The sequence below is a fragment of the Ruegeria sp. AB7 genome, from assembly GCF_056542625.1.
On the sequence record NZ_JBQGAC010000013.1, the window covers coordinates 14,784 to 35,544 of the forward strand.

Sequence of the window (20,761 nt, forward strand, 5' to 3'; positions counted from 1 at the left end):
ATGAAGGCCATATAAAGTTACAGTCTCCTGCAAGGATCAGAACACGGGGGCGAGATATAAAAGATTTAATAAACCTATATACCTCACACATTATGGATAGGCCGGACAAAACGCTGAAAGATTTTGCAAACTGCCTGATTGTTTATGACTGACCGCACCTATGTCCTAATCTCTCCATGCCGGAACGAAGCGGCCTATATGCGGCGCACGCTCGACAGTGTGGTGGCGCAAACCGAGACGCCGTCGCTCTGGGTGATCGTCGATGACGGCTCAACCGATGGGTCGATGGATATTCTTACCGAATATGCCGCAAAGCATGACTGGATACGCATCGTCTCCGCGTCCGACCGCGGGCATCGGGCCGTTGGTCCTGGTGTGATTGACGCGTTTTATGCAGGGTTAGACACTGTTTCGCTGGAAAATTATGCCTATCTTTGCAAGCTCGACGTCGATCTGGACCTGCCGCCGCGCTATTTCGAATTACTGATCGAACGGATGGAGACTGACCCGCGGCTCGGCACCTGTTCGGGCAAGCCCTATATTCGTCAGGATGGCAAGCTGATCTCGGAGCGCCGTGGTGACGAGATGAGTGTCGGTATGACCAAGTTCTACCGCCGTGAATGCTTCTCCGATATCGGCGGCTTCGTACGCGAGGTCATGTGGGACGCCATCGACTGTCATAAGGCGCGCCAGTTGGGTTGGATTGCGCGTTCGTGGGATGACCCCGACCTGAGGTTTGAACATCTGAGGCCCATGGGGTCGAGCCAAACCTCAATCTATACCGGTCGCCGCCGCCACGGGTTCGGGCAGTATTTCATGGGGTCCGACCCGCTTTTCTTTTTGGCGACGGCAATCTTTCGGATGACCGACAGGCCATATGTGCTGGGCGGGTTAGCCACAGTGCGGGGTTATCTGGGGGCCTGGTTTCGGAGGGAAAAGCAGCTCGATGACCCCGAGCTGCGCGCTTTCATTCGGGCCTATCAGCGTCGGGCGTTGTTCAAAGGCAAAGCTCGGGCGATTGCAGAGCAGGAGGCCGCAAAAGCCCGGGCGTGGTCGCTCGGCTCAACTTAGTCCGCATACATCTCCAGCCAGCTCTGGAACATCAGCACATTCCACAGCTGATGACCCCAATTGTGGGTCCCAGCTTGGTGTTGGGACCAAAGCTGCCCGATCAGGACGGGGTCCAGGTATCCTTCTCGGGCCAAGCGCTCGGGGGCCAGCAGGGCAGCGGCCCAGTCCTTGAGCCCTCCGCGCAACCATAGGCCGATGGGAACTTCGAAACCCATCTTCGGGCGCTCGATCAATTCTCGGGGGACGTATCGGTGGAGCACCTGTCTGAGCAGCCATTTCGATTGGCCGCCGCGGACCTTCATGTGAAGGGGCAGCCCCCAGGCAAACTCGGCCACTCGATGATCGAGCAGGGGCGCGCGGCTTTCCAGTGCCACAGCCATGGTCGCCCGATCGACCTTGGTCAGGATGTCGTCAGGCATATAGGCCAACATATCCAACTGCATCATCCGTTCGATCACACCCAGATCGCCACGCGGAGGGAGATGATCAGCCAGGATCGAAGGCGGGTTGGAACCGCCAATGACTGCGGCCTCTGGGAAGCGCCAAACCGATACCATCTTGCGGTGCAGTTCATCTACGTTGTGGCTCGCGGCATAATTGGCCAAGCGATGCAGACGCTGACCGTTGGGTTCCTTGCCTTGCGGAGTTGCGCGGATGGGCTCGATCAACTGGTTCAGAAGCGTTGCGGGGAGAGCGCGAACGGCCCCCGCCCCAAGACGACGTAATTGGGAGGGCATCAATGCCAGCTTTCTGAGCAGCGCCGCGCCTTGCTGATAGCGGTCGTAACCGCCGAAAAGCTCATCTCCACCGTCGCCAGAAAGCGCCACCGTAACGTGTTGGCGCGCCAGTTCGGCAATTAGGAACGTCGGAATTTGAGAACTGTCGGCGAAAGGTTCGTCATAGATAGTAGGCAATCGAGGGATCACGTCGCGCAGGTCTGTGTCGCCTACATAAAGTTCTGTGTGGTGCGTGCCTAGATGTTTCGCCACATCGGCGGCGAATACGGCCTCATTATAGCGGGCTTCGTGGAAACCGATGGAAAAGGTATGTACCGGCTTGTTTGATAGGTGCTGCATCAGCGCCACGATGGTCGAACTGTCGATGCCGCCCGACAAGAAGGCTCCAAGCGGCACGTCTGACATCATCTCGTTGCCGACAGCATCCAGCAGGAGTGCTTCAAGCTGGTTGATGGCCTCAGCATCAGTTGGCACCGGGCCGCGGGGAGCGGCAGCAATGGCACCCCCGTTCCAGTAAAACTTGCGGGCGAAGCCGGGGGCTGTCAGCGAGACTTCGGCCATCTCGCCCGGACGCAGCTTCATCAGCCCTTCATAGATCGTCAGGTCTTCGGGGACATGACCGTGGCGCAGCATCGCCACCAGCGCGTCGCGGCGCACTTCGGCGCGGAACGCGGGATGCGTGCGCAGTGCTTTGAGTTCTGACCCGAACAGGAATAGTGCGTCTTTTCCAGTGCCCTGCCAGCCATAGTAAAGCGGTTTTTCCCCCAAACGGTCGCGCGCCAGCAGAAGCTTCCTCTCCTCGCGGTCCCACAGCGCGATGGCAAACATGCCTTGGGTACGCCGGATCGTTTCTTCGACCCCCCAGACCTCGAAGCCACGCAGCATGACTTCGGTATCGGATGTACCGCGCCATTCCGGCGCCTTACCTGTGTCTTCCAATTCGGTTCGCAGGGCTCGGTGGTTGTAGATCTCGCCATTGTAGACCAGTTGGTAACGCCCGGTTGACGACACCATCGGTTGGTGTCCCGCAGGTGACAGATCGACGATGGCCAGTCGCAGATGGCCCAGGGCAACGCCTACCTCCTCATCGACCCAATGGCCCTGGCTGTCAGGACCGCGATGAGCAATGGCACTCATCATCGCCTGAACGCAGGTCGGAGCGTCCTGTACCTGAGGGCGACCCGGAGGCCAGAGAAAACCGGTGATACCGCACATAACGTGGTCTTAATACCTTAACAAATTTCCCTAGTCTTAATGCCCGCGTCCGGCGTAAGAGATTGTGAGGAAAGTGCACAGTCTCTTCGGCGGGTAATCTGTTCCTATGATGCTTCCAGCGCGCCGCGAGACGGGTATTGTGGCCGCTGATTGCCAAAAAAATCATCATATGCCATAGGCTGTGTTTCGTCGGCATCTCCAAGCGCTGAAGAGCCAGACAGGGGGGCATAAAAATCAAACATGCCGGGTTTATTTAGTGTAGCTGTTTGAGAGCGAAAATCGGCTGTAGATGACCGATAGCCTTTCTCGCGCGAGCTAAAAAAGTGATTGACTGAACTGGAAAGCGGAGCGTCGTCGAGCATTGGTTTGTCAGTTCCAGTTTGGTAGACAACGTTGTTGGCAACTGTGATGTTATCGAAGTGCCCCTGCCAGTTCCCAAATATAGCCATATTATCAGCAACGTCCCATTGATATGCGTCTCGTCGGAGCCGGTTCACGAAAGTATTGTTGAAAATAGAAATCGGGGCGGAGTTGTTATCAGGGGATGTGGAAGAACCGCCGTTATGCCCATCCAATGCAATAAACGCAGCAGGGTTCGTGGTTCCAAGAGATTGCTCAGAATCCGGAAGAACAAAAATGTTGTTCCGGATGGTTGTGCCTCCAAAATCGAATTTTACGATACTGGCAGTTTGATATCCCCCAACCACGTAATTCTTTTCAAACAACGCATTTATTGGGAGTTTTTTCTGACCTTCTCCCGGGCCCATTGTCACAACACTGTAACCTCCTTCAAAGACATTCGCCTGACAGTTGATTTTGGCGCCTTCAAAGGAACTCCCATTCAATCGTAAACAAGGTTGCGTCGCAATAATTTCACCATTTCCAGACCACCCTTGCCGGGTAAAGAAATCAGATTTCTGAATGATCGAAACAACAGCGTTTCCCGCCAGTCGAGCGCCCCACCCTCCATTAGCGGTTGAATCGATCAGAGCATCGACATTGGCTATGATAGAGGAGCCGGTGATGGCAAACACTTCAAAGCTGGCGTCCAGAATCGCCGTATCAAAGTTGGTGACAACTGTGTCGTTCAAAACGACAAAGTGACCACCCTCGGTTTGGCCTACAATAATCGCGGACAGAAACCCTGAAACGGAGCAACCATCTAACAACGCCAAATTCGGTGGATTATCAAACCAAGTGAATAGAGTGGGATACTCTCTCCCTGAAATTGAAGTTGAATCAAATCCAGACCGAAGAACCAAATTTTGCCAAACCATATCTTTGGACAGTTCTTGAGCTTTTGTTCTGTTGTCGTTCCAGAAAACTCCGTCTGTACAAAAAACAAGTGGCCTATCAGCGTCGCCATCTCCTGCGACAATTTGGAAAGATGGAGTAAGCCCGCTAAATCCGGGTGCGATTCCCGAGAATGTGTACTTCTCGCCTCTATTTAACATGATCCTTTTAGGCGCCGCTTCTTGCCCAAGAATATTGTCGTTAAAAATACTGCTTATATCGCCAGTTGCAAAGCGCCGAGCTCTGGGCGGAGAATATCCAAAATTGCCGGAAGGGCTGAGAAAGATCGTGTTTCTAGCTGGAAATACGGCGTCGGGGTCTCCGATCACGATATCGGTTGATGCGACAGCTGTTTTTCCAGAGGACGGTTCAACGATGAGAACCGAAACTCGATAATTGCCCGGCGAACGAAAAGTATGTGAAACCCAAGGACCGTAGGCAACACCAGCGTTTAAATGCTCATTAGGCAGGTTCTCTGGAGCTTGGAAATTGTACAGGTCATCAAAGTCCCAAAAATAGTATAAGTCATGAAATCGACTATCGTAGATTTGGCCAGCGTTAGGGGCTGTCGCATCAAACCCATCGACATTTGCTTCGAAAAAGAGGGCATCGGGGGCCACCTTCCAAACGGAGCGACGTGTAATGGCAATTTCAGCTGTAGCACCTTCAGACATGTTTGGACTCTCGGCTGGTGAATATTCGATGGGCGGTGAATCCGCCTGAAAATCTTGCTAAGGCAGCAAACGCAAATCTGATGAAAAAGACAACCCTATTTAAGTCGCGGGTGCATATGAAGCAATTCGAATGCGCGTGCTTCTTGATTGCGTCAGTGTCTGAAATGGAGCCATAAGCTGGCATTGCGATAGACAGGATCGCTGACAATGTCTAAATCTTCGTGTACCCACTGGGCATTGCATTTGAATGCCGGACGCGGAGCGGCTCCAAAATGTTCGGATATATTGTTCTCTATACGTGGCCGCTTGTAGTCATCGCCTTCTTTCGTGCATGGTCTCCACCAGTAGCACTACTAGCAGCAATCATTGGGGGGTATCTTTTTCTACCATCGGGACTGTCTCTCGATTTGCCCGGTTTACCTGCGTTGAATAAAGATACGATACCAGCTGCAGCAGCGTTTGTAGTTGCATTGATGGCTTCAAGAGTGACCGCACCATCGAGTCTGCCAGGTTGGTTCCCTCAAAGTCGCTTGCCAATACTTTTGATCGTGGTTCTGGCCTTGGGTACATGTTTGACAGTTTTGGCAAACCGAGACCCACTGTTCTATGGCCCACTTGCCTTTCCGCCGCTTCGTCTCTGGGACATTTTTTCGACATTACTATCGACTTTGATGATGCTTCTGCCTCTCTTTCTCGGACGGAAGTACTTAGCACGTCCGGAAGAACAATGGCTTTTCCTGAAGATGTTCGTCGTTGCCGGTGTGGGATATTCGCTCCTGGCTCTATACGAAGTCCGGATGTCGCCGCAACTCAATTTCATGGTCTATGGATACTTTCCGCATGCATGGGAACAACATGTTCGTGCGGGTGGCTATCGCCCACTTGTTTTCGTGAAACACGGTCTATGGTTGGCGATATTCTTTGCCATGTGCATTTTGGCCGCCGGAGGACTTGCCCAATACGTCAAAGAGAAAAATAGGCGTATCTATCTCCTGCTTTGCATTTGGTTATTGCTGACGTTGTTTCTGTCAAATTCTTTTGGGGCGTTTTTAATTGCAACAGTCCTTATTGTTGCGGTGTTTGTTCTGAACGTCAGAATGTACTTTGTGATTGCAGCGGTATTTTCAGCCGTTGCGCTGCTATACCCGATGTTTCGTGGTGCTAATCTTATACCAGTCGACACGATTATTGATTGGGTGACAGCCTTGAGCGTCGATCGGGCTAATTCTCTAGAATTTCGGATTGTCAACGAAAACTATCTTTTAGAAAAAGCTCGCGAGAGACCACTTTTTGGATGGGGCGGCTGGGGTCGCAGCTTTGTCTATGACCCAGCCACTGGCACAGGCATCAGCCTCGTTGCTGATGGGTATTGGGTGGCGACACTAGGGGTAGGTGGATGGGTGCGATACTTATCAGAGTTTGGCCTGCTTTGCCTCCCGGCCTTCGTGCTTTTTCTCAGAGCCCGACGTTTCGAATTGGGGCCTGAAACGGCTATTCTTTCATTAGTTTTGGTCGCCAATGTGATGGATATGCTTCCCAACGCAACGGCAACGCCGATCACCTGGCTTCTGGCGGGGGCATTATGGGGTCGATTGGAGCTTGCACGTGTGGTGACCGATGCAGAGCAGGTGCCTGCGGCAAAGCCGAAGCATGTGCTGACCCGCACCCGACCAACGGCACCTGTGCCGGAACCATCAGCTAGGGCACCAAAACCTGCCAGTCGCTATACCCGGCAAACCAATCGGATCACCCGAAACGGTCGCGGAAGGAAAGGAGCTGGCGCATGACAGGGCGACCAACAGTTGGGGCCGTCGTCATAGGCCGTAATGAAGGGGATCGATTGGTGCGGTGCCTGGCCTCAGCCACTGAACAAGCAGATAGGGTTGTTTATGTGGACAGCGGTTCAACTGATGGCAGTCAACAGGCCGCGAAAGCCGTAGGCGCAACATGTGTCGAATTGGACCAAAGCCAACCCTTCACAGCGGCGCGCGCACGTAATGCCGGGTTCGATATCTTGCAAAAAGACCCGGTGCCGGTGCAATTTGTGCAATTCATCGACGGAGATTGCGAATTGCAACCAAGTTGGATCGAAGCCGCGCGATCCTTTCTGGCGGAAACGCCGACTGCGGCCGTCGCCTGTGGTCGCCGCCGTGAACGCTTTCCCGAAGCGTCGGTTTACAATCGGCTTATTGACCAGGAGTGGGATACGCCGGTGGGACAGACCAGAGCCTGTGGTGGAGATGCGCTGATGCGCAGCAAAGCCTTGTCGGCTGTTGGCGGTTTTGATCCGGCACTCATCGCAGGGGAAGAGCCTGAATTATGTGTCCGCCTACGCGCAGCGGGCTGGTCGATCTGGCGGCTCGATGAAGAAATGACGTTGCACGACGCGGCTCTGACCCGGTTTGCGCAATGGTGGAAGAGGAACCGTCGCGCGGGTTATGCCTATGGAGAAGGGGCCGCCATGCATGGTGCCCCTCCGGAACGGCATTGCGTGCGGGAAACCCGATCAGCGCTCGCCTGGGGAGTGGTGCTGCCCGTGATTGTTGTGACAGGTGTCTTTGTGACACCTTGGTCGTTCGCATTGCTGTTGGCTTGGCCCGCTCAAGTACTACGTCTGATATCGCAGAGCATGGATCCGACCCGTGCCTTGTTTATAACTTTAGGCAAGATCCCTGAAGCACTGGGCGTCCTAGGTTATTGGTGGGACCGATTGCGCGGACGCCGTACAAAGTTGATTGAGTACAAATAGGTTCTCATCGCCCGGCAAAAGGCAAAATGTCAAAAACGCTTGGATTCATCCAGACAGCGGCGAAAACAATGCCACAGAGAGCGACCAAAAACGCGAGATCCTGTTTGGGGTACCACCCCCTATAGGGCCGTATAAAATGCACGAGTAGCGGATAGGCAAAGACATCAACGACAACAGGAGCTAAAGCAGCGCCGACCAGACCAAACGCGCTGACCATAGGCAGCAATGCCAGAATCTTTGCTATCGCAGTCATTGTTGTAAAAATGGTGAAATCGCGCGAGTTGCCATTCGCCAACAATATCTTGTCATAACTCATGATAATCAGCCTTGGGATCATCGCTAAACTAAGAATTACCAGAACTGGACCTGCAGCGTGATATCGAGGATCGTACAGAAAAGTTACGGCGAGAACGCCAACCATGGCCAAGACACCGGCCATTCCGATCGTTCCTATGGTCAGGAGCATTCGAGCGCGTCCAATACTCCGTCGGTTTGCGTCATTGGTGGCGGGCGGTCTGGAACGATAAAGCGGAAACAAGATCCGCTCCAATAATTGCGTGCTAAGCGTAAGTGGGACAGAGGCAAGCGTCAAAGCGATAGTGTAGACCGCAAGATCTTCAAGACTCACAAATTTCCCAAGGACTAATCGGTCACCTTGCTGCACAAAAAAACCCGCGACGGTTCCAAGAAAAATGTATTTCCCGAAGTGAAAGATTTCCCAAAACGCGGATCGATTCCACGCGAGTTTGTTCGCGGGTCCTGGCAGGATCAAGTGTGAAAGCACAACCCGAACAGGAACCCCTACAAGGGCACCCATTACGAGCGCCCAGACTGAGTTTAACCAAAGCGCCATGGCAATCATAAAAATTGTCCCAGAAACTTGCGACACCAACTCCATCACAGTCAATCGGCCCAATGTTAGATGTCGGTTGGCGAGATACATTTTTGTCGACTGACATCCTTGGATAAGTGACGATAGCGCCACCACCGGGATAATGAGAGCAAGTTCTGGCTGTTCATAAAACTTAGCAATCGAGCTCGCGATTAGGCAGGCCACGAACCAAATCACAACACCCCGCATGACCTGTAAGGTCCACGCGGTATTCAGGAACTTGGGATCATCGCCTCGCGGACTTCGTATGACTGAGGGGCCTATGGCCAGATCGGAAAACATCTCGAGACCAGCAATAACAACCTGCACCAACGCCATCAGGCCGAAGGCTTCAGGAAAAAGAATGCGAGTCAGTATCAGATTCGCCCCCAGCCGGATCAACTGGCTGCTGCCAAAGCCCATGACGCTAAGGACTGTTCCGCGGATTGCCCGCGCTTTTAAACCATCTCCATTGAGAACGGAAATTAGTGCTGCTTTCATGACGGGAGAATCCGGTAATTGGATTTATTTACGGTATCCAAATCTACGTACTGTGCCAGCTTATTGGTTTTCATGATCCAGGTCGAGCAGCCTTCATGCACCCAGATTAACATGTGATAAACCCATTTTTGGGCAGCGATTATCGTGCCATTCATATCGACCACAACCGCATCAATTTCCATAACCAAGATACCCCTTTGTCGCTTTCGGATAGCCGCCGCAACACGGAGTGTTTTTATGATGGGGCGCTTCCCATCCGCAAAAGGTTTGCAGGTATGCCCTTGAAAACTTCCGTCCAAATCGGATGATGCAATACAGACGCACTTGCTCGTACTCAAGTGCAATAAGCCATCCCACAAGTCTGCCAAAGCATATCCAGCCAGATGAACTCGAAATATTCGTAAGAGGGAAGGTCCGGTTCGACCTCGGAGAAGCGGGAAAACCGAGGTTTCGGCGTTGACCCAATGCAGCGTATCCTACCCGGATTTTACATGAAAACAGGTCTCAGTTCCAATCTGCGTGGGGGCAGACGCGTTTTTCAAACCAGCACGTTGCAGTATCCGCGTCAGTGCACTCCGCCTAGGGTAAATTGGGCGGGACGTCGAGAACCCGCTGCGCGCTGGCACAACCCGTTGGCCCAGCCAAGAATAGCTCAGTGTGTTGAGCGTCGTGATTGCCAACTCTTTCAGTTTTCTCGGATTGGAGGGAAGTTCTGCGATAGTGCCCGCGAAATAAGGCCAAAGCGTACCTCCAATGATGATGGCTTCTCCACCCGGGGTCAGAACGCGGTTGATCTCGGCAAAAGCTGGCGCCAAATCAAAGTATTGATGAGCCGAAACGCACAAAGCGAGATCAAACTCGTCATCGTCAAAAGGTAAGGACTCTGCTGCGCCTTGTCGTACATCTGGCGGATCTATCCCTTCGCGTTCGCTGAAGATGGTTCCCATTTGAACATAGGCTTCGACAGGTTCGACACCCGTTACCTTAGCCCCTTGAAGCGCAAACGACATCAGGTTCGTTCCCATGCCAGACCCAATCTCGAGCACGCGACGCCCGCGAAAGCGCTCGATCGCAAGCTGAGGCGCGGCTTTTTCGAAAGGCAGATCTTTGTGACGGTCTATCCAGAATTGGTATTCGCGACAGGAATCTGCGGCGCAAATACCTAGTTCCGTCCTGCGTCCGTCAGCCTTAAGCCATTCTAACTCGCGGGCCTTTGCCTGAGACTCTTCTTCTCGGCACCCCGTGCCTTTTCCAAGCGCCATGCTTTGCATGAAACGGATTAGATCGTCACCCTCAGAGCCAAGAAGTGCTACGCGGATACTTTCGAGTGCTTGTGCGTCGAATTTCATTTGACCCGCTCCAGAACGCCGAGATTCAGGACCGGATCATGCACGACCACCTCAAAATTTTCGGAAAAGGCCGTGACACCCAGATATCCAGGAGCCATCCACGTCAATAGTCCCTGCCAATCGGCCAATACCTCAATCGGACTTTCGAGTACGTAGTCTAATATATGGCCCTCGGTCAGGATCGCCTGAAGCGCCGCCGGATTGACCTTGCCATCCAGATTGATCGTCCGGTCGTGCCAGTATCCCAGTGTCCCCGTTTGCACCGCGCCAACCCACGTTTCGGCGGGAACGTTTGTGGTCACCCAGTCGACGACCTGAAAATGCCCCTGATCGCGCACTCCCGGTACAAGGGCGCGGCCCAGAAGGCCTATGCAAAGCACCAAAGCTGCCAAACACACAAAACTAGATATTGAAGTACGCTGCTCAGGGGCTTTACCCCCGACAACTGTCAGAAAAACCGATACCACAGCGGTAATCGTGAACGGCGCCAAGGGGGACAGATAGCGACTTAAAAACCAGCCTGCACCGAAATATAGTCCGTAATAGATGCTGAGTACGGTGGCGAATATTAGGAATGCCACGGTCACATACCGCGCCGGACCTCCGCGTTTCCAGGTTTGGATCACAAACACTGCAACGATGAGCAACACCAACAGCAACGCAATGACTTGAAACGCCGGTATAGATTGCAATACCGCCGGGATTGGAAACATCGGAAAAGTATTTTCAAACAGGATAGCGGGCAACAAATCAACGTTCTTGGCAAAGCCGCCACTCAGAGCCTGCGCAGTGCCGCTGACAGGCACGATGGAACCGAAGTTGACATAGTTGTTGATCAGCCACGGTGCCGCAATGATCAGGCTCAGCACACCGGGTGGAAGCAGGTCGGCGACAACTTTAACGAACCTGTCTCGCTGCACGATCAGGTTATGCAGGCCCCAGACAAGGAAGATAGCAGTCACCAGGAAGGCACCGTCATTACGGGCCAGGAAAGTCACGCCGCAGGCCGCGCCCAAGATCATTCGGTCCGCAAAGGTTGCTCCCGGACCCTTTGCCAACACTTCGCCGAACAGAACGAGCGTCAGCGCAATCATAGCGGTGTAAAGTCCGGTCTCCAGCCCGTTCATCGTATGAAACAGCAACAATGGCCCGAGAAACCAAAGGGCCGCCACGAACCAGGGCCAAAGTGGATTGTCGTCTTGCCCCCGCAACAGATCTCGCGCCAATGAGCGAACTGCAAAAAGTCCACCTACCGATATGGCTGCCGCGATCAGGTGCACGCCAGTCAATCCCAAAACCTTGTCGCCGTTGGTCAGCAGATAAGGAACCGAAAACAGGAACGTGGCCAAAGGCTGCACACCATTGCTCGCGGTTGTGCCGTCTGAGACCGACATCCCCAGGCCGATCGCCATATTGCGGGCGATGGTCAGCATCAGATAGCCGTCTTCAGTCATGAAGAATTGGGCCAGCGCTGGGGTGCCCGCCACAACCGGCCACAATCTATAGGCCGTGCCCAGGATCAGAGACGCCACAATAAGGCGAAATGTGGTTTTTTCGGTTAGAATAGTCATGGCCTAGCGCTATTGCCTGAAAAATGTGTCATCAATATTGCTATTGCTTATAACAAACCCAATTTGCGCGAAACCTCACATCCCCACCATCCGCAATCGAAATCTAGCTGTCCCATCATACCGGCCTATACCGATCCGGGGCAGAGCCTGCTGCGGATCGTCAGGCGTCATATGCCTATCCTCCAGGATCGTGGCGCTGACAAAACCCAGATCATAAAGCATTTTCATTAAGTCGGGCGTGTAATTGCCATTGGGGTAGGCGAAATGACGGATCTCTTGCCCGGTCCAGCCCTGCAGCAGATCGCGCGATCGCGCGACGCTGGCGCCTGCGTCATCAAGTGATATCTGGTCCAGCAATTCATGGCTGTGGGTGTGTGATCCGATGGTTACGAGAGGTTCCGCCGAAAGTTCCTGCAACTGTGGGAGGCTCATGGGTTGAAGCGGAGTGAAGCCTTTGGTCTCCTGACCTGTCTGCGCGATAATTTTGTCGGCTAACGCGTCTCTGTCTCTGGTATTTACCGCCTTCAAAGCTTCTAATACCGGGCCGATCTGAGCCCAACGCAGCTTACTGCGGTCAGGTCCGATCTGCCAGGATCCAATGCCATCCAGTTTGATCTTTGTGGTGCCCGCACTCTGCAATGCATTCATCACACGATCGAACCAGAAGGCCCGGCCGGTTTCGATCTGTTTGGTGGCAACATAGACAGTCACCGGCAGGGCTTCAGCTTGGACAATCGGCAACAGGTGCTCGTAGAGCCCCAATTCCCCGTCATCGAAAGTCAGCACCACACGGCGGCGGTCGCTAGTGGCAGGAGCCAATGCATCGTCCAGAGATACGATATCATAGTCCTGCCGCAGCAGATTGATTTGCGCACGAAACGCATCAACCGACAGCGCAGTCCATGCATCCAACTGCTCTCTGGCCGGCCGGAGTGTGTGATAGCACAGAATTGTCACGGGGTTTCCATGAAACGCCCGACGACGTAGCAACCCATAGACTGGTGGCGTGGTCAGCGCCCAAAGCGCTCCCCGTTTCAAAACCGCCTTCATGACCCGAGGGCCTTGAACAAGGCTTTCAACTTGGCAGCTTCGACAGACGCATCGTGGCGCGCACGCACCCGGTCGAATCCGGCTTGACCCATTGCCTCAAGCTTTTCAGCGGGCATGTCTGCGCAGGCCAGCATCGCCATGGTTAGATCCTTCACTTGCCCGGCCGGTACCAACCAACCTGTTTGCCCATCCTGAACCAGTTCCGGAATGCCCGCTATATAAGTCGAAATGACTGGTCGGTACTCGGCCATGGCTTCCATGATCACAACGGGCAAGCCCTCGGTAAAGCTTGGATGCACCAACGCACGGGCACCGCGCAATTCCGCACGCACCTGATCTGATGTCACCCAGCCGGTGATCCTCACCGCTTGCTCAAGGTTCAGCTGTGCAATGCGATCTTCCAGCATCGCGCGCATCGGCCCGTCGCCTGCCAACACCAGCCGCGCCCCGGGGTGAGCGGCATGTACAGCGGCAAAGGCTTCAATCAGCAGTAAATGTCCCTTTTCAGGGCTGAAACGTCCGACGCTCAGGAAAATCGGCGCATCCGGCAAAGGTGTTGCATCGTTGGCAAAGGCCGTGGCCGCCAACCCGCAATGCACAACATTAACTTTTGACCAGAGCGCGGGTGGCACATTGTACATCATCTGGCTGCCAATGTATGCGCAAGAAGTCACCGCAAACCGCGCCCGGTCTACTTTCAGCGGTAGGGCATGGCGTTTGGGATCATCAAAAACTTCTGACCCGTGCGTTGTGAAGCTGAAGCCCGGGCCGCTCAAAGCCTCTACTAAGGCGGCGATTTCCGCTGAATTAGAGCCGAAATGCGCATGCAAATGGCTCACTTCCTTCCCCTCGAGCCAAGTCATGATTCGGCAAGCATGGGCGAGGTAGATCAGGTGATAGGGCCAGGGGCGAATGGCCCCCTTCGACATCAAAAACGCCAACTTCAGGCCGCGCAAGAATGCCTGCGGATGACGCAGGCCCCAGACAAGCGCCCCCAGTATCAGCCGGGCGGTTCCATCTTTCAGTGTGTGACGGGTCCGGGCCATCTCTTCGCGGTCCAGCGTATCAACAACATCGCTGTCCCAGCCCCTGAGCGCAAAACGTTCGACCTCGACTCCCATGTCCTCCAGGGCCCGGATCTCGCGACGGATGAAGGTATGGCTGATCGCAGGGTATTGATTGATCAGGTAGGCGATACGCACTCGGTATTACTCCTTGCCGCAATCAGAAAAGGCACAGCTGCTTTGTACGTCAACCAAAGCCATTGAATCGCTGCGAACCCAGACGTTCCCGATCCTAGCGGACATCGGCAAAAGACATGGCCGCTTCGCCCGACAATTTCATACAGCGCGTCTTAGCTCGAAATGTCATGATAGGTTTCAACCGATGTGCACCACCCATCAAATATCCATCTTCTTAAATACGCCTTCCGGGATCGCACCAATAATCGCCATGATTACAAACCAGATGCGGCGCACGTAGATGATGTTCCGGCCTTTGCGTAAGCCCTTGAAGATCGCATCAGCCACCTCTTCGGGTTCTGCCGTCAGTTTTTCGGGCAGGTCCATACCTGCGGTCATCTGCGTATTCACGAACCCTGGCAGCACCGTCATTACGTGGATCCCGCGTTTGGCCATCCGGTTGCGCAGGCCGGAGAGATAGGAGGTAAAGCCTGCCTTGGCGGAGCCATAGACATAATTCTTGGCCCGTCCGCGATTGCCCGCCACGGAACTGATGCCCACGATCTGCCCGGAACCCCGCGCATCGAACCGTTCCGCCAGAAGACCCAGAATGTGCGCCGGGCCCTCATAGGTGCTCCGCATCACGCGGGTAGCAGCCTCGATGTCACGTTCATTCTCGATCTGATCCCCCATCAGTCCGATGGCGCAGATCACCACGTCCGGCAAGACAGGCAGAGCGTCGACGAACCCGGTATGCGCGGCACTGTCCAGCACGTCAAAGTCGTGTAGGCTTACCTCCACGTTGTGACGCAAAGCCATATCCGTCCGGGTCTTTTCCAGCGCGGTACTATCGCGTGCAGCAAGTTGGATGTCATAGCCTTCTTTGGCAAAGCGATGCGCTGTTGCACGACCGATATCGGAGCGCGCGCCGAGAAGCAGGACTGTTCCTTTGCTCATAGATCCAGCCTTTGTGATTGATGTGACTGAAATGCCTCCGCTGCACCAAGTTGCGTTCGCATCTGCCGGAATTGCTCAGTACGGGGATCGGAGGCATGCAATGTCTGTGCGCTCATGCGGCTGTCCTTGGCGAGATAAAAACGCCCGCCATGTTCCAACGTGATTTCGTCCAGCTTGCACATCAACGCGATCATCTTAGGCGTGGCGGGGAAGTCGAGGGCCAGTGTATAACCCAGCATGGGAAAGGAGAAGGCGCTATGCTGCGGCCCAAACCGTTTGAGTACGGCAAGAAAGGAACCGGCTTTTTCCTGCGAGGTAGTCTTGAGCAGCGCGTGAAGTCCCTTGCGCGATGTCTCCAGCGGCAGAACGCACTGGAACTGCATGAAGCCGCGTCTCCCATAGATCCTGTTCCAGCCGTGGATGGCATCGAGCGGGTAGAAATAGCTGTCATAATCGAGAAAGCTGGTCCCGGATTTGCGGCATCCATTCCAGTAATAAAGCGCGTTAAAAGCCCGAACCGTGAGGCCGTTTAACGGGCTGAAGGGCGGCGCGAAGGGGACGCTGCGCCGCATCTTTTTCGGGATTTCGAACGGGTAGCGTGCCGCGTCATCGGACAACTCTTCCGGTATGGCATGCTCCCCCAGCATCAGAATGGCTCGCCCAAGGGCATCACCAGATTGCAGGCAATCGATCCAGGCAACCGAATAGGTGGCCTCATGTGCCGCTTCAAAAGCAGTGATGACGGCGTCGAGATTGGGAAGGGCCTGCGCGGTCTGCCGGATCCATGCAGAGGGCACCGCTCTCAACCGGATTCCGGCGCGCAAGATAATACCCGTGAGCCCCATGCCACCTATTGTCCACTCGAACAGCTCGGGTTTCTCATTGCGGCTGCAGCGATGCACGACGCCTTCGGTATCCATCACGTCCAGCCAGTCCACGAAGTTGCGGAAACTGCCATCTTTGTGATGGTTTTTGCCATGAACATCCGCTGCGATCATGCCTCCGAGGGTGACAAATTTCGTCCCCGGCGTGACCGGGGGGAACCATCCATGAGGCAAAAACGCCGGGATGATATCACTGAGCAGAACGCCCGCCTCAGCCACCAGAATTCCGCTTTGCCGGTCAAAGCTGAGCATGTGGTTGAACCTGTGCATATTGACCGTGCTGCGCAAGCCAATCGCGCTGTCACCATAGGCCCGCCCATTGCCGCGCGCGATCACCGCTCCAGCCGTGACAGCTTCGACCAATGCAGTCTCGTTCACAGGCTCTGTTGCCACCCCATAATGTTTGGGAAAACCGCCCCAGCCCGAAAGCTCTGTCATACCGCCGCCGCCTTTTGGGTATTCTGAAAGACAAAGCGTCGATCGAGGAAATATTTGACGACATAACCCACCGAGAGCCCCAACACAGCGCCAAGTTCACGCATCATATCCGTGTCCCAGATCAGCCAAAACGCTGTTTCCGTACCCCAAAAGATCGCTGTCGTGACAATTCCCATGATCGTGTAGAGCGTAAATTTCTGGCCGTGCGCTTTGAGACCTGTACTGAAATCGGCAAAAATCCAGCGTTTGTCGAGGGTATATTTGACGATGAGGCCCGCGAGCGTGCCGCAAAAGACCGCCAGCACAAAGCCAGTTGCGTCACTGTTCCACGACAGAACCAGCCTCTGGACGCCGAGGTTGATCACTGTCGCGATCACGGCAAACAAGGCATAGAGAACCGCTATACGTATGATGCTCACAACAGCGTCCCACCAGCGGCGACGAGGATGATCAATATAGCACAGATCCGACTTTGCCGATCTCGTGCAGCAAAGACGACCGGGTCCTCGTGCATTTGGCCACGATGCGCCAACAGGATGACCCGGGAGATCCAGTAGAGCAGGATGCCGCAGATGGCGCCCAAAAATTTGGGGTTTGTGTAAAGCTCCGAAACCGAAGGCGACTGGATGTAGAGCGCCATAACCAGGACGGCCACATAGCCGGACGCTACAGCCATCATGACCAGAACAGGTAGGTCATCGACAACATAGCCTCTCCCGGCAGCTTTGAGCTTGCCGCGCGCAGCACTGTCCATCAATTCCGCCTGCCGTTTCACGATGGCCAGCGACAGGAAGAAGAAAATCGAGAAGGCCAGAAGCCACATCGACAGCGTAATACCCGTTGCCACGGCGCCTGCGATGATCCGCGTGGTATAGAGCGCAGCCAATGTGCCGATATCCATGATCGCTTTGCGTTTCAGCCAGAGCGAATAGAGCGTAGTGACAACGACATAGAGCAGCATAATCCCAATGAAGGCTCCACCGAGAAACAGGGACAGGATCAGGCCCAGTCCCATCAACGCGGCGATCAGGTAGGTGGCATGAGCGATCGGGATTGTGCCCGCCGCGAAGGGGCGCTTGCATTTCGTGGGATGCGCCCGGTCGGAGCGCAAGTCGAGCAAGTCATTGAGAACATAGATGCTGGAGGCCACGATAGAGAAGACCACGAAGGCCAGAAGGCTTTGCAGAAAGGTCTCGGCGTCGAGCTGGTGGGCCGCCAACATCGGCAGAAAGACCAAAAGGTTCTTCAGCCATTGATGCACCCGGATCGCCTTGAGATAATCCCGCAGGCCGGGTTGGGCGGTGGACAAATGTTCAACTTCCAACCCCAAACCGTCAACACGTTGGCGCAGGGGCGCAGGTAGGTTGACCGTGACCGCCCTATTTGCGCTCTCCCAGACCGGCAGATCCGCCTCCGCATCCCCCATATAGGCATAGCCACCGCGCCCGAATTGGTCGGTCAAAAAGGCGGCTTTTTCACTGGATTTGAGATTGCGGACCCCGTTCGAGCCGTAGACGCCATCAAAAATATCAAGATGCTGGGCAATCTCTTGGGCAATCGTCTCGTCGGACGCCGTGACCAGAAAAACTGTTCCCCCCTCCGACCGCCATGCATTGATATAATCGATGACCTGCGGGTCATAAGGCAGCGTCGTGACATCTATATCCATCCGCCCCGCGAGACTGCGTTTGAGCGCCGCCCGCCCTCCAGCCAGCGCAAATGCAGCACCCAGAGGCGCGTGCCAGTCCCGGCTGGTCGCTGACCAGAAACTTTCAAACAACATGTCAGACCGCAGAAGCGTGCCGTCGAGATCGACAGCAAGTATGCGCTGGTCTTTCAACTGGTCCAGTTCCATACTGTTAATCTCCTGAATACGCCACGAGAACAAGCCTCCATATTAAAGTGACACGAGGTGGTATCTCAGACAAACGGAGCATTCTTGGTATCCGGTACAGAATGAGGCAAAAGAACCTATACTAAGAGAAATGGGGGGCTGGACGCGATCGCGTAATTCCGCAAATGCCTGTAGTATCGCAATGTTTCCCGTAATTTAAACCCAATCATTGTATAGGCCATGCCTTGAAGTCCTGCAAGATTGCGTCCTTCATCATCGTCATACTTCATGACGCTCGCAAAAGACCTCATATACGTCTGGTGAACCCGCGAAGGTCAACTTCCAGTCTATGGCACAGCAATGTCTGCAACGAACCCCCGATGGTTGGAACCAAGTCCATCGCCACAAATCTCCAGCGCTACGACTCGCGCTCCATTGTGGATGAGAACATGGTCGATGGGTACACCCAAGCGTCCCAAACTGGCAGGCCAGCTTCCGAAGGTCCGTCGCAAGGTCCGAAATCCCGTACGGACCAGACTATCACGCATCGATCCGCTCCAGGGCGCAGTATTGAAATCACCAACCGCAACGACTGGATCGTCGAACCAATCATATTGTGCCACCAGATTCTCATGCTCAACCTCTGCCAATCCGGTCAGCCAGGCTGCGTTCAACTTCAACGCCCAAAATCGGAGGGGAGCGTTGCGTGCTGCCACGACCAGTGAGCACGCTTCTTGTGTACATTCAGAGAGAAGAGTGTAGCGATGGCTAAGAGCAGGCAAAGCCGCTTTTACCGCATTACCCTCCGCAAATATCTAAAAGATCAGGCTCTTGCATCAACGCGGCCTCTACGATCCGCTCCCCTTGTGCATGATTGCTATCAAGCGCGTTGAAGAAAAGCACCCGCAGATCTGCTGGCTCCTCCGATACGAATGGCAGACTAAGGTTACGATGCTGCCAAATCAGATGGCCGCCGCTCAACACTCCGCCCACTATAAGCATTGTTCCAAGACGCCAAAGCCCCAAGCGGAAGACCACCAATGCAAGCAGAAGCGCTAGCACAAGCCAGCCGGGGGCGAGATTGTCGAATAAACGTGCTCCAGCGCTCCAAACACTATGTTGTGGGGCAAGTTTCAGAACTGTTCCGGCAATCAGACAGAGTACCAACAAAGCCGCCATGGCGCCGGCCCAGGCCGTCATTCTTTCCAGTCTCGGTTGATCCTGCATGCAAATGCTTCGCCATTAGTCCGCGCATCCACCCCTGTCACAGCTTTTCATGTCGACCTAACGTGTCAAATAAAGAGCAATTTGCCGACAAACCCCCGAATTGTGACAATTTTGACTTCACTATAAAAGCCGCAGCGCCCGGGAAAAGTCAAAGAGCATGATCTGAAACGGGGCACAACCTGTGACGCGCATATACCTATTTTTTTGCTGGCAATGGCTACGCTTTTTGGCTCGATAACACTTGCCGAGGCTCAAAGCAACTATCTGGCGCGCCCCGCGTAATACGCTAGAAATTCAGATACTGGAAGTTCCTAATCTCTACCGTTCGGTTCGGGTTTTGCCCGATGGTCGCTTTATTTTTCCATTTGTAGGCCCAGTCCGCGCCGCAGGCCTGACGATCACAGAGATTGACCGCAACCTTGCACGCCGGATTTTCAGCAACTTTGCAGCCTCGCCCAATGTCTTCGTCTCGGCTGTCCCGGAAGAGCGCGAGCCACTGGAGCCGGGGACGATCAATGTCTTTCCTCTAGGTAAGTTCGAAGAACCGGAGCTCACTGAGACGCCGCCCGGTAAGACGATCCTGCATGCGCTTTCCACAGGCGGGGGCATGACGCGGTTCGCGGTGGTCAAACGCGTGTGCAATTGCGCCGCGCTGACTCAGCCTCCCATAACCAGCGACAAAAAGGCTGAGACGGTCATCAGCGCACTGACCGCAATTCTTAATCAAGAACTGACCAACCTTTCCGAGTTCGATATAATCTTTATTGTGCTAGACAGTGATGAACGAAGTGACGGAGGCGATGACTTCCGGCGCTACGGTCTGGAGCTGGAGTATCGCTACTACCTCGCACAGGATTGGAGCCTCGTGGGCCGGTTCTCAACGGTTCTTATTGAAGAAGACATCAGTGCCAATACGATCTTCATCGGGCTGGAGAAGCGCGTCGCGTGGAATTGACAGGCATGGAATCTACTTCTCTCAGCCGAAGCGTTCCGAATAGAAATGCAAATCTAGCAACTGTATTTCTCATGCGCTCAGAAAAGACCATCTTTTACTGAGATTTGAGGAGTGCGTTGGTGATTGTGGCAAATTTTAGAGCGTCAGCAGTGATGGTCACTTTGTGCGGTTACCTGCGTTACACAAACGGTCTGCGAAGATTTT

Annotated in this window: 17 protein-coding genes; 4 read left to right on the forward strand and 13 right to left on the reverse strand. The window is 54.3% G+C overall.

The features are described from left to right. Positions 1–144: 144 nt before the first annotated feature. The gene (locus tag ACR0EN_RS20545) at positions 145–1,071 is read left to right on the forward strand and encodes a glycosyltransferase family 2 protein (protein ID WP_170399548.1); all 927 of its coding nucleotides are present in this window, start codon (positions 145–147) and stop codon (positions 1,069–1,071) included. Here the strand turns inward: ACR0EN_RS20545 and asnB are convergent. Together asnB and ACR0EN_RS20555 are read right to left on the reverse strand one after the other, a co-directional pair. After that, on the reverse strand, positions 1,068–3,023 hold the full coding sequence (gene asnB, locus ACR0EN_RS20550; protein ID WP_170627134.1) for an asparagine synthase (glutamine-hydrolyzing): 1,956 nt from the start codon (positions 3,021–3,023) through the stop codon (positions 1,068–1,070). The two genes, ACR0EN_RS20545 and asnB, sit on opposite strands and share 4 nt — an antisense overlap. A 104-nt stretch (positions 3,024–3,127) precedes the next feature. Continuing rightward, on the reverse strand, positions 3,128–4,990 hold the full coding sequence (locus ACR0EN_RS20555; protein ID WP_170819467.1) for a PKD domain-containing protein: 1,863 nt from the start codon (positions 4,988–4,990) through the stop codon (positions 3,128–3,130). Between the two features lie 272 nt (positions 4,991–5,262). Here ACR0EN_RS20555 and ACR0EN_RS20560 point away from each other — a divergent pair, with 272 nt between their 5' ends. Together ACR0EN_RS20560 and ACR0EN_RS20565 are read left to right on the forward strand one after the other, a co-directional pair. Beyond that, positions 5,263–6,777 (forward strand): hypothetical protein, encoded by a 1,515-nt coding sequence (locus tag ACR0EN_RS20560; RefSeq protein WP_170819468.1) that lies wholly within the window; start codon positions 5,263–5,265, stop codon positions 6,775–6,777. Continuing rightward, entirely contained in the window at positions 6,774–7,739 is a 966-nt protein-coding gene (locus ACR0EN_RS20565) for a glycosyltransferase (protein WP_170819469.1), read from the forward strand. The genes ACR0EN_RS20560 and ACR0EN_RS20565 overlap by 4 nt, the downstream gene beginning before the upstream one ends. A 4-nt stretch (positions 7,740–7,743) precedes the next feature. Here ACR0EN_RS20565 and ACR0EN_RS20570 read toward each other — a convergent pair whose 3' ends face one another. The 11 genes from ACR0EN_RS20570 to ACR0EN_RS20620 all read right to left on the reverse strand — a co-directional run bounded on the left by ACR0EN_RS20570 (position 7,744) and on the right by ACR0EN_RS20620 (position 19,602). After that, positions 7,744–9,111, reverse strand: a complete 1,368-nt coding sequence (locus ACR0EN_RS20570) for an oligosaccharide flippase family protein (RefSeq protein WP_170819470.1) — start codon at positions 9,109–9,111, stop codon at positions 7,744–7,746. A 476-nt stretch (positions 9,112–9,587) separates the two neighbouring features. Then, entirely contained in the window at positions 9,588–10,460 is an 873-nt protein-coding gene (locus ACR0EN_RS20575; RefSeq protein ID WP_170819471.1) for a class I SAM-dependent methyltransferase, read from the reverse strand. Next, complete coding sequence (locus ACR0EN_RS20580; protein WP_170819472.1) at positions 10,457–12,031, reverse strand: hypothetical protein; 1,575 nt, start codon at positions 12,029–12,031, stop codon at positions 10,457–10,459. The genes ACR0EN_RS20575 and ACR0EN_RS20580 overlap by 4 nt, the downstream gene beginning before the upstream one ends. A gap of 75 nt (positions 12,032–12,106) precedes the next feature. Continuing rightward, the gene (locus ACR0EN_RS20585; protein ID WP_170399591.1) at positions 12,107–13,081 is read right to left on the reverse strand and encodes a polysaccharide deacetylase family protein; all 975 of its coding nucleotides are present in this window, start codon (positions 13,079–13,081) and stop codon (positions 12,107–12,109) included. Next, on the reverse strand, positions 13,078–14,283 hold the full coding sequence (locus ACR0EN_RS20590; RefSeq protein WP_170819474.1) for a glycosyltransferase family 4 protein: 1,206 nt from the start codon (positions 14,281–14,283) through the stop codon (positions 13,078–13,080). The genes ACR0EN_RS20585 and ACR0EN_RS20590 overlap by 4 nt, the downstream gene beginning before the upstream one ends. Before the next feature lie 198 nt (positions 14,284–14,481). After that, on the reverse strand, positions 14,482–15,219 hold the full coding sequence (locus ACR0EN_RS20595; RefSeq protein WP_170399603.1) for an SDR family oxidoreductase: 738 nt from the start codon (positions 15,217–15,219) through the stop codon (positions 14,482–14,484). Then, positions 15,216–16,439: an FAD-binding oxidoreductase gene (locus ACR0EN_RS20600; protein WP_480588527.1), complete on the reverse strand. Its 1,224-nt coding sequence runs from the start codon at positions 16,437–16,439 to the stop codon at positions 15,216–15,218. Before ACR0EN_RS20600 ends, ACR0EN_RS20595 begins: the two co-directional genes overlap by 4 nt. A gap of 98 nt (positions 16,440–16,537) precedes the next feature. Next, positions 16,538–16,960 (reverse strand): GtrA family protein, encoded by a 423-nt coding sequence (locus ACR0EN_RS20605; RefSeq protein ID WP_170819476.1) that lies wholly within the window; start codon positions 16,958–16,960, stop codon positions 16,538–16,540. Beyond that, complete coding sequence (locus tag ACR0EN_RS20610) at positions 16,957–18,396, reverse strand: UbiA family prenyltransferase (RefSeq protein WP_170399612.1); 1,440 nt, start codon at positions 18,394–18,396, stop codon at positions 16,957–16,959. The genes ACR0EN_RS20605 and ACR0EN_RS20610 overlap by 4 nt, the downstream gene beginning before the upstream one ends. Before the next feature lie 326 nt (positions 18,397–18,722). After that, positions 18,723–19,049 (reverse strand): endonuclease/exonuclease/phosphatase family protein, encoded by a 327-nt coding sequence (locus ACR0EN_RS20615; RefSeq protein WP_480562764.1) that lies wholly within the window; start codon positions 19,047–19,049, stop codon positions 18,723–18,725. A 124-nt stretch (positions 19,050–19,173) separates the two neighbouring features. Further along, a complete protein-coding gene (locus ACR0EN_RS20620) occupies positions 19,174–19,602 on the reverse strand; it encodes a hypothetical protein (protein ID WP_170819478.1) in 429 nt (142 codons plus the stop codon). Between the two features lie 241 nt (positions 19,603–19,843). Between ACR0EN_RS20620 and ACR0EN_RS20625 the strand changes: the two genes are divergently transcribed. Next, complete coding sequence (locus ACR0EN_RS20625; protein WP_170819479.1) at positions 19,844–20,557, forward strand: polysaccharide biosynthesis/export family protein; 714 nt, start codon at positions 19,844–19,846, stop codon at positions 20,555–20,557. The last annotated feature ends 204 nt before the right edge of the window (positions 20,558–20,761 follow it).